This is a genomic window from Polaribacter atrinae (genome assembly GCF_038023995.1).
GTDB classification, from domain to species: Bacteria; Bacteroidota; Bacteroidia; order Flavobacteriales; family Flavobacteriaceae; genus Polaribacter; species Polaribacter atrinae.
Window position 1 is genome coordinate 1,036,529 of sequence record NZ_CP150660.1, and the last position, 17,094, is coordinate 1,053,622.

Below are 17,094 nucleotides of genomic sequence, written 5' to 3' on the forward strand. Positions count from 1 at the left end.
TATATTTTTTAATTTTTAGAAACTTAATGATAGATTTAAAAACACGCTACTTGTTGTAGGAGGAGAAAGATATTCAAAACCTGTAGCATTTGTAGACGTAGCAAAAACTGATTCTGGATCTATACCATTCAAGTTATTTTTTATCATCCACACATTATTTGCAGAAATTCCAATTTTAGCATTTTGAATTCCTGAATCCGTTAACCACTTACTTTTTAAATTATAATTAACATTTACATTTCTTAACCTGATGTTTGTAGCATCAAAAATATTCGCTTCAGTTATACCTAAGTTACCTGTTCTTGCAGTAATAGCTGTCCAATAATCTTGTGGTGAAACTGCAGTATTGTTTGCCGTAAAACCTCCACTACCATCACTAACTACTCCTTCTACGATAAAATCTGCTCTATCTCCATTAACTACTGTTGCTGATGCGTTTCCAGAAGCTTGTAATGCATGGTTAGATCCAGAGAAAATCTCTCCCCCTAAACGTGCATCAATTAAAAAACCAAGAGTTAAGTTTTTATAAGTAAACGTATTAGAAATACCAACCATAGCATCTGGCTGTTGCTCACCTAATTTAAATTTTTCTGATGTTGCAGTTGGCAAACCATTACCATCTACTATAATTTGTCCAAAATTAGCACTCGCTTCATCAGCTACTCTTGCATATTTAGTTCCCCAAATTTCTCCATAAACTCCATTTTCAATAGCTAATACAGCTAAATTATCAAAACCTCCTAGAGCATATTGAGTCACATCTTCTGCTAAGCTTTCAATAGTGTTATCATTTTTAGAGTAATTCACACCTAAATCCCAGTTTAAACCTTCTGGATTGTTAAGAATTCTACCATTTAAAGACAATTCAAAACCTCTATTTTGAACATCGCCGGCATTTACTTTTTTAGAGTTATATCCACTTAAAGGATCTAATGGTAAATTTATTAATTGATTTGTTGCGTTAGATTGATAGTATGCAAAATCTAATCCTAAACGATTATTAAAGAATCTACCTTCAAAACCAATTTCTTTAGATTTAATTAACTCACTTTTTAAGTCTGGATTAAACAATACGTTATTAGTACCCGCAGTAGTATTACCATTTGCATCATTACCAATCGTATAGAAATTGTAAAGTTCATACGGAGACAAATCATTACCAACAGTTGCATAAGATGCTCTTATTTTTCCAAAATTCCACCAACTAGGCATGTCTACATCTTGTTTTCTTAACATCTCTGTAAAAACAAAAGAAGCACTCACAGAAGGGTAGAAAAAAGATCTATTTTCTTCACTTAACGTAGAAGACCAATCATTACGACCTGTAAAATCGACAAATAAATACCCATCGTAATTAACTTGGAATGTACCATAAATAGAATTTGTTTTTCTATTACTAGAACCTTGATTAATATTTGCTGGATTTACACCATTATTTAATGTAAATAAGTTTGGTACAACTAAATCCCCAGAATTTCCACTAATATTATCAGAGGATCGTGACATTAAATTACCACCAAACGTTGCAGAACCTCCAAATTTTCCAAAGATATTATCTTTACTTGCAATTAATAATAAGCTGTAATTTTTCTCGATAAAAGAATCTTTACCAAAACTATACCTACCTGTATTGTTTCCCGGGCTGCCAGAATATAATTTAGACTCTGTAGTAGTCGTATATAAATCTGCTCCTGCTTTTAGCTCTGAACTTAACCAGTCATTAAATTTATATTTTAATGATCCATTTAATAAGAAACGATCTCTTGCGTCTTCACTCAATCTGTTTTTTGCAGACCAATATGGGTTTTCTGCATTCTCAGAAACAAACCATCTCATGTTACCAAATTGATCTGAACTTTCTTCAAATTGAGTAATATCTACAGATACTGGTAATTGAGCTAACGTAGCAAAAGCATTGTTATTATTACTACCATTTAAAGGTCTATTACCTGCTTGCGTATTAATATACTGCACCTTTACATCAGAAGTCCATTTATTATCTTCACCAAAATGAGAAACCGCTCTAGTAGTTAAGTTTAACCTTTCTAATGTAGATCCTGGAATATTACTTTCATTCTCTAAATAATTTACAGAAGTATATAATGATGTTGCATCTGTAACTTGTTGTTGAAATGATACACTATAATTTTGATTAAATCCTCCATTATAAAAATTATCGATATTATCATACGCTCTTAAAGTAGTTTGATCACCTTTAAAATCCGTTACAGTCTGACCCGTAATTTGAGGTCCCCAACTTGCACGAGAATCATTTACATACACACCTTCATTTCCTTGTCCAAATGACTGTTGAATTTCTGGTGTTATAAATAATCTTTCAAAACCAGTAGTTACAGAAACTGTAATACCAAGACCTTTTCTAGATTTACCCGTTTTAGTTGTAATTAAAATTACACCGTTCCCTGCACGAGAACCATACAAAGCAGCAGCAGAAGCACCTTTTAAAACCGTCATCGTTTCAATATCATCTGCATTTAAATCTCCTAAACCATTTCCTAAATCTTGAGAAGGATTAAAGAAATCTGTGTTCTCTGCTCCTGTAAAGTTATCCATAGGGATTCCATCGACAACAATTAAAGGTTGGTTATCTCCAGATAATGAACTATTTCCTCTCAATACTATTTTTGAAGAACTAGCAGGACCATTACTTCCTTTAATAATCTGCACACCTGCAACCTTACCTACTAAAGCATTAGCAACGTTAGACTCTCTTGCTTCTGTTAAACTCTCTCCTTTTACTTCTTGAACCGCATATCCTAAAGATTTACGTTCTCTTTTAATACCAAGAGCTGTTACTACTATTTCGTCTAATTGACTAACATCTGGCACCAATGTAACATTAATAACTTTCTGCCCATTAACTACAATTTCTTGCAAAGCAAACCCCATGTAAGAAAACTGTAGAATAGTATTTGATCCTGCTACATTAATGCTATAATTACCATCAAAATCAGTTGTAGTACCAGCAGTAGAGCCTTTAATAACTACACTAACTCCTGGCAGTGCTAAATTGCTCCCTGCTTCTACAACACTCCCTTTTACAGTTGTTTGTGCCTGCATACCGTATGTGCATAGAATGCCCAACACAAACAGTAATTGAAGTACCTTTTTTGTCATAATTTTTTGAATTTAGTTTTATTTAAAGTTAAATTAAGTTTAAATTAACAAAATAAAACACAATCCATTAATTATTTTCGACTAACAACTAAACATAAGTGGTGTTGGTTAAAATTATTGATTAATAAAAACATGTAACTTCTCAATATAACAAGTGCTAAGATTAAGTTAAATTATTGCAATTTATTCTAAAACCGAAGTAAAACCAACAGCCCCAACTCCAGTAACTTTATCTACAAGCCAAGGCCCGCTATAAGGTTTTGATCTTAAAAAATAATTATCCCCTAAAATATACGTTAAGCGATCTCCTTTTAACAAGGACTGTTCCGAGAATGTTAATCTTATCTTTTTTGAGTTTTCTGCTAAGACTTCTATTTTTGAAATAGAAGATGTTTTATGATTATTTAAAGCAAATAAATGATCTTTAACAGCATAAAAAATGCCATCAACCAATAAATTAGATTGAATAACAATCGGTTTATCAAACGCTATAATTAAAGACTTAGATGACTCTAGCTGAACTTCAATTAATTGGGGAGCTTGGTAATCTACTTCTCCACCATAGAAATCATATTTGGCTAAATTAGAAATCCAATTTGCTAAAACTTCATAACCATGCGCATGGTAATGACAGCCATCTGATAAAAAATAACTTCCATCCTCAGTCTTGGGGTTCTCTAAAAAACCGTGGCGTGTTAGAATCTTTATTTTTTCATGTTCCTTTACAAACTGTCTTTGGGCCTCTCTAACATTTTGATGTCCTATATTAGAATTACACCCTGGAGGAGTTTGAATGATATAAAATTTTTCAAACGAAAAATCAGTTTTTAAATCGTTGTATAACCTTTTAAGCGCTTTTTTATAATGCACTATACTATCTCCAGCATTATTTTCACCTTGATTCCAGATAAAGGCTTTTATACTCCCTTTTAACCCCGAGGCTTCTAACCTCTTTTGTAAACGTCCATAGGGTTTATCCAAATCATAATCTATTGTTTTTTGATAGTAAGAAATCGCTCCTCCACCTCCGCTTCCATTAATAATAGCAATAGGTACATTTTCTGATTTCACCAAATTTAAGCCAATATTCATTCCCAAAACACCCACCATACCTCTGCCTACAAGTTCTTTCCCACTGCGAATATCTGGTGCTTTTCCACTAGCCAAGTACCAATCTGTATTTTCTGCTTCTGGCAAAATAGCAGGTTGGTTGTAAACATGCATTGCCCCAATAGTACGCACCCATTTAGCATTTTCTGGTAAATGGTTATTATTATAAGCATTATCATAGTCTATAGCCCACGCATTCGATTGTCCATTTATAACATAAACATCTCCAGCTGTAACGTGAGTCGCTTTTTTTATAAAAACCTCTTCCCTATTCTTTGCTTTTACAAAAAGAGCTATCGTATAATTATGTTTAATTGCATCAATTTCTATCGGAACAGAAAACTGTGCTTTTACTGCAATAGCTGTTCTTGTAACAGTACCTTGTGATCTATGTACCTTAACTATTAAACTATCTACAGAACTGTCTACTTTTCCAGAAATATTAATGATTGCTTTATTATTAGAATCTCTGGCGTAAAGTTGATAGTTTTTAGGGAAAGAACTCAGAGAAACTTTAGAAGTCATATTAAAAGCGGTTCTAAACTTTAATTCTTTAACCTCACTTACACCCTCATTTTTAACAGTTACAGGCACACAGGTAAACATCCATTTCCATGAATTTCTATCTTGTGGTATTTTTAAGAGTACTGTATTCCACCCTTTTTTCAAATTGATTTTGGTTGGTTCTCTATAAAAATAATCTTCATCTATAAACGGAATCTCATCTGTTTTAGTCCCCAAACTGGGTTGCTGCCAAATAGGTGGTGCTATTTCATTATTGTTTACCCAAATTTTAGGATTTGTAGTGTGCCACTGCCCTTGATCTGGAAAAGGACCAACTCTACGTCCGCCAGAGCGCGACCAACCCTGAAAACCAATCCAAAAATCTTGTGTGCTATTGTTTGGTGAGTATATCTGAGTACGCGCATAAAAAGTTCCGGTTTTCTGACTTGTTAAAGCGGAGAAATTAAAAAAATGTTTTAAATGAACCGTAGCGCCAACCACTGATTCCGACCAATTAAATGTTTTTCCATTACTTTTATAAGATTGCTTTAAAGTATCTTCGACCTCAAACGCTGTTAAAACATCTCCTTTATGATCAAAAGGACCAATTATATTCCATAAAACATCTGTTTGTTTTACATACGGAAACTCCTTTCCCTTAAAAAACAAATCTCTGTGAGTTATCACTTTTTCTTCAAATTTTTGAAACGCTTTAAAAGCGTCTGTTTCTTTTGATGGTAATTTTGCCCAAAATTCAAAATGATCTTTTTTCCTCCCTTTCCAAATCGCATCAGCATAAAATAAGATAGAAGGATAAATAGGGTTTTGCTTTAAAATATCTCTTTCATTATTTACATTATTGTCTGGCCATGCACACAAAACACCTCCTAAAGCAAATTCATCTCCTTTTGGCTGCCTGCAAGGTTGTTGAAAATACAATCTAGACATGCCTGCAAAAGGATCTAAATGATTAATATAATTAGCTCTCGAATCTATAAAACGATGTCCTGCTCTTGGTTCGTGCTGTGCCCATAATTGATTTATAGAGGTTGTATCTTCTTTTATTTCTATACCTTCTTTCCAAACAATAAGCTCTCTATTTTTTGCTTTAATTCGTTTCATAATTTCTAACACAAAATCTTTAGAAACATACTCTTCGCTGTTCCTTACTTCATCTGTGCCAATATGGATATAAGGCATTTCTTCTGGATCGGCCAACGAACAAAGTTCATCAAACAATGCCAATAAAGCAGGCAGTGCTCTTTCATCTTTCATCGATTTAAAACCTAACGCAGTTCTAAAAGCTCTAGAATGTCCAGGAATATCAAATTCTGGAATTACTGTGATGTTTCTATCCTTGCAAAATGCCAAGATATCTTTAAAGTCTTCTTGTGTATAAAACTTCCCTTTGCCACGGGAAGTTGCTGCTTCTGATTGTAATTCTGGGTAGATTTTACTCTCTAAACGCCAACCAGGATCATCTGTTAAATGCCAATGAAACACATTGTATTTGTATTGAGAAAGCACTTCAATCTGTTCTTTTAATTGAGATACAGACTGAAAATTTCTTCCTGTATCGTGCATAAAACCTCTAATTTTAAATGCTGCCCAATCTGTAATTTCAAGTTTTGGAAAACGTCCTTTTTTACCGTACTTTCTAAAAATTTGTTTTAAAGTTTGAATCGCATAATAAGCGCCTTTTTCTGTAGATGCCCAAATTTTAATTTTAGAATCGATAACTAACCGATACGCCTCATCACTATTATCAACAGGAATTTCTGCTTTTATAATTTGAATATTTAAGCCTTTTGATGATACTTTAATTCCTTTAGCATAAAAGAATGCTTCTAATTTATTCGATACATTTCTAAAATTAGACTTCGTAATATTGATCGTTTTAAACGCTATCTCTTCATTACCATAATTAATTTCTTGAGGTGTTGGAATTACTGGATACTTTGCTTGAAGATTACCTCTCAATAAATTAGAAGAATACATATTAATAGACAGCAGTAAAAGAGCTATTAAAAAGAAACTTGATTTAAAAAAATGATTCATATTCAAAGAGTTTTATTATTTCATCAACCTAAATACCACAACATCTCTACTAGGAATTTCAATTGTAAAATTAGCATCGGTAGTCCCAATTACTTTATTTTTCCAAAGATCTTTTACTTTATATGTTCCAGAAAAATCCTTTATTTTAATTTTAGACCAATCTACTTGATATTTTTTTCCTTTCGTTTCCCTATTGAATAAACAAATTGCCATATCACCATTTGATAATGGTTTTTGCCAAATTTCAAAATTCCCCATGTCTTCAATCTTAAAACCTTGTTTACCTAAAACATCTTGATTTATAGCAATTAGCTCTTTATTTGTTAAAATATTTTGATCGTTTACAGACATATTTCTTAAATCGTTGCCAGCCATAAGTGGAGCTGCCAACATACTCCACATGGTAAAGTGTGCTCTAGCCTCATTTTCTGGCATATCATTATTTCCAACTGCTAACATATCTGGGTCGTTCCAATGCCCTGGACCAGCATATTTTTCTAAGCCAACTTGCATATCTAAAATAGTTGTCCAACCAAGATGATTGTCCCAAATATCGCCATCAAACCTACCTTTCATATCTATATCTAGAGTTGTTCTCCATAAATGACCTACGTCTTCTGCCCATTCCCAAGGCTTATTTTCACCCCATTCACACATACTAAAAACAATAGGTCTACCTGTTTTATACAAGGCGTCACGCATTTTTTTGTACGATATTTTAGCATCTTGTCCTTCTGTAAAACACCAATCGTATTTTAAATAATCTACACCCCATTTAGCATACATTTCTGCATCTTGTGTGTCAAACCCTTTACTTCCCGGACGACCAGCACAAGTTTTTATACCAGCATCTGAATAAATTCCAAATTTTAGACCTTTTGAATGTATATAATTGGCTAGACTTTTAATTCCAGAAGGAAACTTCTTTTTATCTACTATAATATATCCATTTTTATCACGGCCTATTTGCCAGCAATCATCAATAACAATATATTCATAACCGGCATCTTTTAATCCTTTTTCTACCATGGCATCTGCCATTTCCTTAATCACGGTTTCATTTACAAATTCACATTGAAAACTGTTCCAACTATTCCATCCCATTGGTGGAGTTTGTGCTAAGTTTTCAAATTTCTGAGCAATAATTTCGTTTGTTAAAAATAAGATTAGCATTAATAAAAGCACTTTTGTTTTCATGTACTTACTTTTTAAATTATTCAATAATATTAGAAAATGTTGAAGCAGGTAACTCTTGTTTGTTAACTAAATTCCCACTAGAAAAAGACGTATAGCCATATTTTATATATCTAGGTTTTTTAATTTCTGACGACCAAACCTGCAGAGTATTTTTAACAATCTTAGCTTTTGCAGGAACAAATTTTTTATCGGAATTAGCTATAAAAATATCTTTTACAGATAGATTATCTATCGTTTTTAACCCTTCGTTGTATTTAAAATAAACTTCTAAAATGTTACCTTTTACATTTACAAAATCTAAAAGAGGTCCGGAAAAAGCAGTATTAAAATTATAACTCTTATGAAGTGCAATATTTGACAACCGCTCTCCAACAATCCATTTTTTCTTCGGATGAACATCCTTTTTGTTACCTACATCCATAGAAACTGCCATACCTGTATTTGGAATCTCTAATAAAGATCTTTGTGAATCTCTAAATGGTCCCCAATTTGGTCTATCAATACTACTTAACTGAACATAGTAGAAAGGCAATTCTTTATTATTAAAATGAGTACGCCAATCGGTTACTAACATTTTAAACAATTTAGAATGCAGCTCTAATTGTTCTGTATTAGATTCTCCCTGATACCAAATAACACCATTAATGGCATACTCTTTAATTGGTAAAATCCCTGAATCAAATAAAAATGTAGGTTGGTATGGATGTCTTGCTTTTATTTTATTTTTGGCAACATCTTCCATATTCAATACAATCCTGTCTGCTACCCATTTATCTACCATAGGGTTTAAATGTGTGTCATTTAGTAAATTGATGGTTTCATGTTTTTGCTCCATAGATTCTCTACTAATCCAACTCTGAATAGGAGAACCACCAACAGCATTACAAATGATACCGATAGGTACGTTTAATTTTTTTTGAAGTTTATACGCGAAGGCATAAGCAACCGCAGAAAAGTTTTTTAGATTATTTTCTGTTGAAGTAATCCAACCAGTATTTTTAAAATAATCTTTGGTATTACAGTTTAGAAGGTCTTGTTCGTTAAATTTTTGTCCAGACAATGCTTTCCCATCCATAGAAAATAGGAAAACGTTTTTATTTAAAGAATCTTTTAAAACAGTGGAAGCACTTTCCATATCTCTGATTTTAAAATCCATATTAGACTGTCCAGAAGCTAACCAAACTTCACCAACATAGACATTGTTTATCTCAATAGTTTTATTTGCTGTATAGAATTTTAAGGCATAAGGTCCTCCTGCTTCCATGGGATAAAAGCTAATGTTCCAACGTCCATTAAAATCGGTTTTTGCAATTTTTATTTGGTTTTTAAATTGAACTGTAATAGTTTCATTCACATTAGCGATTCCATTAAATTTTATAGGCTTGTTTCTTTGAAGCACCATATTTTCTGCATAGAGCATTGGTAATTGTAAACCACCATAATCTCCTTTTATAGCACCATAAACTTTTTTAGAAATTATTTTAGCACCTTCTTTTGTAGGATGTAAATTATCTGGAAATAACTCCGGATAGCGATACAAAGGTTCATGTAGATCTATCACTTCAACAGAAGATTTTGCTGCTATTTCTTCAATTTTAGATTGTATTTCTTTAAAATTTTCTCGCATACCTTCTTCAAACCAATGATGTCCAGAAAAAGTAGGCGTCATTTTGCAGATTATAACTTTTGGTTTTGAAGGCAATTTTTTATAAACCGCAATCATATCTAAATAATCACTTTCAAACTCGTCTTTGTGTTTTGGCCAATTGTTATTGCCTTGGTCATTTAGCCCTAAGTGAATAATGACAATATTTGGCGTAAATTCTTGTGATTTTTTAAATTCTGATTTTTCCCAATACGGCTTGTGCCCCTTTTTTAGCATGGTAGCACCAGGATACCCAAAGTTTTTAACCCTATAACTTGAACCTAATAATTGTTGCAACTGTTCTGGATACGAGTTGTCTTCTCTGTTTTCAATTCCTGAACCATATGTTACGCTGTCTCCAATACATGCTACTTTTATTATTTGGCTATTGCATATAAAGGCAAAAAACAACAAAATCAGCGTTAGTAAATAGTCATTTTTTGCATTCATTTTTTTTTATTTTCAATAAAATATTAATCTTCTTTTTTACTTTTTCCTTGGCTTTTTATATACATCTGCTCCATCTGTTAACCATTCTAAAGAAAAGCTTACAAACGGATTTTTAGTATAGCCATCTTGTTCAAAAAACAATCCGATATCTCCATTTTCTAACACTGTTAGAGAAGAATATGCAGAAGATCCTTCGTAAATTGTTTTTCCTTCTGTCCAAGTTTTACCTTCATCATAACTAACTCTAACCGCCATATTTACACGTCCTTTTTCTGATTTTGCATTCGAAAAAAGTAAACGATTCTTTTTATAACCATCTTCTATAGAGGTATAACGGATAATACTTGCATTACAACCTGGATCTATTAATTCTGGAACTGCTTTAGTTTCCCAAGTTTTACCTTCATCTGTTGACGTATGTACATAACGAATTCCTTTACCATTTACACGAGCATTAATCATTAAGGTACCATCTGCAAGTTCAATGATTTTTGATTCATCTGCAGGCTGAATTGGTGAATCTATAAAATACCAAGTCTTACCGTGATCATCACTACCAAAAACATGTAAGCCACTATTTAAATTAACCATAGTGTGTAATAATTTTCCTGAACGGGTTTGAATACCTCTACCAGAGGTAATAAATTTAAAATCTTTATGCCACTCACTTTTTGCTATTTGAGACGTAATATCTACTGGTTTACTCCATGTTTTACCATTATCTGCACTTTTTACAACATGTAAATAATAAATATCCTTTTCTGTATCTAAATTCATATAGTTGTAAAAAAGGAAAATTTCTTTAGTAACTGTATCTACAATCATAGAAGGATCTGACGCTGATTTACCGTAAGGAAAATCTACCACAGTTTCTATAGCCGACCAAGTTTTACCATTGTCTGCACTTCTTCTAATTATAATGTTAATGTCTTTACTCCATTTTAAATCTCCACAGTTAGGTACACGCTCATCTATTGACGCTATTAAATCTCCATTTGGAGCAGTCACAATAGAAGGAATTCTGTAGCAATTAACATCCTCATCCATAGATGAGTTAAATAAATCTTGAAACACCAAAGTCTCTTTTGTCTTTTTTTCTGACTTGGTTTTGTCTTGCACTGCACAACTAAAGCAGCTTATTGAAATTAATAGTACAATTACTTTTTTCATTTTATAAAATTTATATTATTTATTCGTACATATTTTTAGCATCTGCATGGTACAGTTCTCCAAAAAACTCTGCAACTTTATCAACAACTACTTCTAAAAATATTTTTCCTTTTTCTGCAGTTGCAAATTTCGGATTTCCAACTCCCGTATCCTTAGTCACTTCCGTCCATTGACGTTGTGTAGATACCCATCCTTCTTTCAATCCTTTTATTTTAAATTTTTTCTCGGTTCCGTTACCCGCTTCTTCTAAGGGCAATACCAAATGAGGTTTAATATGCATAATTGCTGATGTTTCTAATTCACCAGCATGATCTCCAGGTTCATTAAAGTAATCATTTGCATTTGCTACTTGCCACCAATTTATGGCACAAACAAAATTTTTAGGAAATGCTAAACTCAATTCCCTAATCATTTGCTTAAAATTGTTACCGCCATGAGAATTTACAATCACCAATTTTTGGATATCATGTGCATTTAATACCTGAACTACATCCTTTAAAACGGCGTATTGTGTACTCGGACTCATATTCATACACAGTTTAACATCCATTTGCCCCGTATTAACTCCAAATGGAATGGTTGGCAATACAATTACTTTTGCCTTTTTTTCCCAAGCTTTTTTAGCGGCTTCTATGGCTACAAATTCTGCCTGAAAATTATCCGTAGCATACGGCAAATGGTAATTATGAGCTTCTGAAGCTCCCCAAGGCAAAATAGCAACTTTATAATCTGTTTCTTTTACAGTTTTCCAATTGATATCTGCCAACACATAAGGTCTAATACTATTTTCCATATTCATCTATTTTATTTACTTTCTATGTTTTCAAAAGCTTTCCAGCATTGAAACATTGCTCTAGGAACATGAAAACAACCTTTCCACTTACCTCCTTTTAAATCTAACAATACTTCACCTTGTCTATTTAAATACCCAAACCATTCACCATTTTCTGGATCAGAAAAATGTGACCAAGTATATTTATGAACTTTCTCATACCAATCTTTTAATTCTTCTCTTCCTGTTTGTTCATAAGCTTTAGACAAAGCCACCAAAGCCTCTAAGTGTACCCACCATAATTTTTGATCCCACTCTAATTGTTGTGGTGGTTTTCCATGGGCGTCCATAAAGTATAAAATCCCTCCGTGTTTTTGATCCCAACTATAGTCTAAAATTTTTAAAATGGTATCTGCTGCCTTTTCAATCAATTTAGTATCTTTTCTTCTAACACCAATATCAATCATAAACCACATGGCTTCAATACCGTGTCCTGGATTTAAAAGGCGACCATTATAACTATCTTCATGCGATCCATCTGGTTTCACAAATTCATAAATTAGTCCAGATTTTTTATCTAAAAAAACTTCCATAACTTCACGAACACTAAAATCTATCGTTTTTTCTACTTCTTCTTTATCTAAAATGCCTTCTAACTCCAATACCAAATTAGATAAAATCATAGGCAATGCAAAGCTTTTTAAAGGACGTGCATTCGTAGATTTTTCGTAAACTCCTTTAGGATTGTCTTTCTTTTTTAAAATATTAAGATAGGTTTGTTTTGCCAGTTTCTTAATTTCTTCATCACCTGAAGCTATGGCATATTGGCTAAATGCCATGGCAGCAAAACAATCTGAAAATATATTATATGGCTGAACAAGTGGTTGCCCCTCCTTAGTGGTAGAAAAGTAAAAGTTACCTTCCTTATCCATACCATGTTTTACAATAAAATCGATACCATGTTTTGCTATTTTTAGCCAATTTTCATTTCTATCAACATTATTATACAACATAGAGAACGTCCAAGCTTGTCTACCCTGAAGCCATATAAACTTATCTGTATCATACATTTTACCGTTTCTGTCTAAACAAGTAAAATAACCACCATCTTTTGTGTCCATAGAATTTTTTTCCCAAAAAGGAATAATATCACTTAATAGTGTACTTTTATATAAATCTTTATATAACATATTGTATTTTTTATTATATTTAGGAAAAATTACGTGTTATGTATAACATAATACAAACTTAATGAAATAAATTATATAAATTACCGTTGTAATAAATTAAATAGCAATAATGAAAAATAAAATAAGCATTTCCCCTTTAACGAATCTTAGCTTAGTCGATAAAGTAGAAATTCGTATTACAGAATATATAAAAGAGAACAAGCTTTCGGTTGGTGACACAATACCGAAAGAAATGGAATTTGCAGAAGCTTTAGGTGTTAGTAGAACAGTTATTAGAGAAGCTTTATCTAGGCTGCGAACTATAGGTATTATTGATTCTAAAAAACATAAAGGAATGGTGTTATCTCAACCAGACTTTATACATAATTTTGAAAAAGTAATTGACACTCATTTACTAGGTGATGAAACCTTAAAAGATATTTTTGAGCTTCGCTTGATATTAGAAATGGGAATGATAGATCTCTTGTTTGCTAGAAAGACAGAAAAAGATTTAGTTGAGCTTGAAGAAATTGTTAGTAAAATGGAAAATGAGGACTCAGCAGGAACTACTCTTTTTAGCTTAGATAATGAAGTTGCCTTTCACGGAAAATTATATGAAATGTCTGGAAACAAAACGTTACAAAGGTTTCAGAATTTATTATTACCAGTATTTCAATATGTACATACTAATAAACTACCTGACGCCGAGACCTACATGTATACTAAGAAATTTATAACACATAGAGAGCTTTTAAACTTTTTAAAAAATGATAATAAAAAAGCATTTAGAAAAGGAATGAGTCAGCATTTAGAACCACATTTTGATAGAATTTTAAACCACCCTACATCTTAACTTTTACAATTACCTTTTTAACTATTAAAGTGCCATTTAAACTAATTTCAGGTAAATGAATATCATCAGGAAAAAAAATAATGAACATTCCTTTTTGTAATGTTTGTAAGTTAAATGGCTCTTTATACAAGGCATAGTCATCTAAGTCATCATAAATTTTATGTGGTTTTTGATCAAATAGCGTAGTATATCCTATTTGCTCAGTGCCCTTTGCCATAAAATGAATATCAATATATTTAAGATGCCCTTCTAAAAGATTATGATCTATAGGTTTTGTCTCATATTCTTTTACTAGTGCATAAACAGATTTATCATTAATTTCATATTTACCAATAGGTATTTTGGCAAAGTTGGTGTTTTTTAAATAATTTAAGGCTTTATCAACCCCCTTATGCATGCCTCTATATAAATTAGCATTTTCTATTTTATCAACAATCATTATATATCTAATGTTTTATAAAAAAACCAAGCAAAATGTATATTTTAACTTGGTTTTTACCCTATTATTATTTACTTAAATGATCTAACAACCCAATGTTGTCTAATTCTGTTTTAATTTCTAAATAGACTTCATCTGGCAATGTAGTATGCGGAAATCTACTTGGACCACAATCTACACCTAAGTATTTCATAAACCCTTTTGCCACACCATTAAAGCCTCCATAACCATCTAAAATCTCAACAAACCTAATTGCTTTTGTTTGCAATTTAGCGGCCTCAACCATTTTACCTGCTTCAAACAGCTCCTTTATTTTGTAATATAAAGGTGCTAGATGATTATAAGTACTTCCTACCCAACCATCTGCCCCTAATGGCAAACTAGCAAGAAGTATTTCATCAAAACCAAACAAAATATTAAACTTCCCGTTTTCAAAATTCTTACAATGCAAATAATCTATTAAATTATTATTAGTAAACTTAATTCCTTCTAGTGTTGGTATTTCTTTAGAAGCTACTTTTAAAAATTCTAACATATTTAAATCAGCACCGCTTAAAACAGGAATATGATAATAATAAAACGGAAGATTTGGAGCAGCTGCTGCAACTTCTTTACAATATTTTACCAATTTTTCTATAGTATTTAGCTTAAAGTAATAAGGAGCCAATACTGCAATGGCATCTACTTTATCTGATGCATAAGCTGCCAATTCTTTAGACACCTTTAAACTAGGTGAGCCTACATGATCTATTAAATATAAATTAGAAGTTTTGTTCTTAGACCATGCTAAAGTAATTTCTTTACGCTCTTCTATAGACAACGAAACAAAGTCTCCTGTAGAACCATTCATAAAAACCCCTGCAATTTTATTTCTAATTAAAAAACTGCTGTAATCTTTAATAACACTTGTGTTTAAATAGCCATCTTTATGCATGGGTGCATACGTAGCTGCTACTAAATTTTTTATCTTCATTTTTATTTTATTAATGATGTTAACTTTGAACTTAAAAAAAAAGAGCGTTAAGATGTTCACCAAAACGCTCTTTTTAAAACTAATTCAAATAATAATCTTTACTCTAATTTGTATAACCTGAAGTTTGTTCTAAGAATGGGTTTCTACCTATCATATCTAGTGTAATAGGCAACACTAATTTATACTCGTCACCTGGTGATAAAAAAGGTACATTATCAATCGTATAACTATCTCCAGCTCTCCTTAAATCCCACCATCTTTTTCCTTCTCCTATAAACTCTTTATTACGTTCTTGTAAAATAGCTTTTACATTATCTACAGATGATCCATTTACATACGCATGCGTTGCCGCTACATAATTTGTACCATAGGCTCTTTTACGAATTTGATTAATTTCTCCTGAAGGATCTTCTCCCAATAAGTTTTTAGCTTCCGCTAATAGTAAAAGAACATCTGCATATCTATATACAGGTAAATCGTTTTCAAAAATTCTACCACCAGTACCGTCTTCAGCCCCTAAAAACTTAGCAAAAACAGCTCCAAAATAATTACTAGCATCGTAGTTTTGGTAACCAGCACCTCCATTATCATTTGAATATAAATAAATAAAGTTAGCCGCTTTACGAGCATCTTCATTGTCATCTAATAACAATAATGTTTTTTCTGATGGTCCATATCTGTTTGCTCCTCCAATTATAAAATCTTGCATAGAAGCACCAGTATCATTAAAGGTTGGTAAAATTTCTGTTGCTCTTCCTGTAAAATTATTGTAATAATTTGTTGCTTCATTTTCTTTATATTGTACAGAGAAAATAAATTCATTATTTTCTTCGTTGTCTGTACCCCATAAATTATCATAACTACTTGCCAAACTTATACCTGTTGCTGCTATTTGTTGCAATGCTGTTTTAGCCTCGTTAAAGTCTGCAGCACCACCCCCCATTAAATTTCCAGACCAAATAAAAACATCTCCTTTTAAAGCCAAAGTAGCCGCTTTAGACCAATACACTTTACTACCTGTCCAGAAACTATTATCTGAACCGAAAGATGTTAAAGAAGCCGCTAAGTCTGATTTTATTAAAGCCATCACTTCATTTTTTGGTGATCTTGCCCTACTTAATCCTTCTGGATTTACATCTGTTAAAGGCTCTAAAACAATTGGCACATCTCCCCATGTTTTTAATAATGTATAGTAATAGAAAGCTCTTAAACCATAAGCCTGCCCCATTAAATGTTTTTTCTCTATTTCATTAGTAAAAGTTACATTAGGTACATTTACTATAAAATCATTAAGTTTATGCAAGTTAGAATAGAAACCTGCCCAACCTCCAAAAGGCGCCGTAGTAACCGTAAAATTAGACTCTATAAGCGAAGTATTAGAAGCAGACTCAAATGTATCTCCTCCCCAAATATCACTTCTTATTTCACCCAGTAACCAAAATGTATAATTACTAGACCTATATGTACCATACAAACCTGTGTGTGCTGCTTTGGCTCCTTCTTCAGTATCCCAAAAACCTGCAGCAGTCAATTCACTAGGACTTGTTATTTCTAGTTCGCTTTCACATGCGCTTAATGCAAAAACTGCAAATAATATATATATATATTTTTTCATT

Annotated in this window: 11 protein-coding genes; 1 reads left to right on the forward strand and 10 read right to left on the reverse strand. The window is 32.2% G+C overall.

What is annotated here, in order from left to right:
* Positions 1 to 15 precede the first annotated feature (15 nt).
* The 7 genes from WG945_RS04465 to WG945_RS04495 form a co-directional block, all read right to left on the reverse strand.
* Entirely contained in the window at positions 16 to 3,138 is a 3,123-nt protein-coding gene (locus WG945_RS04465) for a SusC/RagA family TonB-linked outer membrane protein (protein WP_068452028.1), read from the reverse strand.
* A gap of 183 nt (positions 3,139 to 3,321) precedes the next feature.
* On the reverse strand, positions 3,322 to 6,810 hold the full coding sequence (locus WG945_RS04470; protein ID WP_082864305.1) for a family 20 glycosylhydrolase: 3,489 nt from the start codon (positions 6,808 to 6,810) through the stop codon (positions 3,322 to 3,324).
* Positions 6,811 to 6,825: 15 nt separating this feature from the next.
* Positions 6,826 to 8,007, reverse strand: coding sequence for a glycoside hydrolase family 27 protein (locus tag WG945_RS04475; RefSeq protein WP_068452034.1), 1,182 nt, complete (start codon positions 8,005 to 8,007; stop codon positions 6,826 to 6,828).
* A gap of 16 nt (positions 8,008 to 8,023) precedes the next feature.
* Positions 8,024 to 10,102: a GDSL-type esterase/lipase family protein gene (locus tag WG945_RS04480; protein ID WP_068452037.1), complete on the reverse strand. Its 2,079-nt coding sequence runs from the start codon at positions 10,100 to 10,102 to the stop codon at positions 8,024 to 8,026.
* Between the two features lie 36 nt (positions 10,103 to 10,138).
* Positions 10,139 to 11,272: a sialidase family protein gene (locus tag WG945_RS04485; protein WP_068452040.1), complete on the reverse strand. Its 1,134-nt coding sequence runs from the start codon at positions 11,270 to 11,272 to the stop codon at positions 10,139 to 10,141.
* Between the two features lie 19 nt (positions 11,273 to 11,291).
* Positions 11,292 to 12,065 (reverse strand): creatininase family protein, encoded by a 774-nt coding sequence (locus WG945_RS04490; protein WP_068452043.1) that lies wholly within the window; start codon positions 12,063 to 12,065, stop codon positions 11,292 to 11,294.
* Between the two features lie 11 nt (positions 12,066 to 12,076).
* Entirely contained in the window at positions 12,077 to 13,234 is a 1,158-nt protein-coding gene (locus WG945_RS04495; RefSeq protein ID WP_068452045.1) for an AGE family epimerase/isomerase, read from the reverse strand.
* Between the two features lie 109 nt (positions 13,235 to 13,343).
* Between WG945_RS04495 and WG945_RS04500 the strand changes: the two genes are divergently transcribed.
* Positions 13,344 to 14,066, forward strand: coding sequence for a FadR/GntR family transcriptional regulator (locus WG945_RS04500; protein WP_068452047.1), 723 nt, complete (start codon positions 13,344 to 13,346; stop codon positions 14,064 to 14,066).
* On the opposite strand, the gene WG945_RS04505 is transcribed toward WG945_RS04500, so the two are convergent.
* The 3 genes from WG945_RS04505 to WG945_RS04515 all read right to left on the reverse strand — a co-directional run bounded on the left by WG945_RS04505 (position 14,056) and on the right by WG945_RS04515 (position 17,093).
* The gene (locus WG945_RS04505) at positions 14,056 to 14,505 is read right to left on the reverse strand and encodes a YhcH/YjgK/YiaL family protein (protein WP_068452050.1); all 450 of its coding nucleotides are present in this window, start codon (positions 14,503 to 14,505) and stop codon (positions 14,056 to 14,058) included. The genes WG945_RS04500 and WG945_RS04505 overlap by 11 nt on opposite strands.
* A 67-nt stretch (positions 14,506 to 14,572) precedes the next feature.
* Positions 14,573 to 15,478, reverse strand: a complete 906-nt coding sequence (locus WG945_RS04510) for a dihydrodipicolinate synthase family protein (RefSeq protein ID WP_082864306.1) — start codon at positions 15,476 to 15,478, stop codon at positions 14,573 to 14,575.
* A gap of 103 nt (positions 15,479 to 15,581) precedes the next feature.
* Entirely contained in the window at positions 15,582 to 17,093 is a 1,512-nt protein-coding gene (locus tag WG945_RS04515; protein WP_068452053.1) for a RagB/SusD family nutrient uptake outer membrane protein, read from the reverse strand.
* Between the last annotated feature and the right edge of the window lies 1 nt (position 17,094).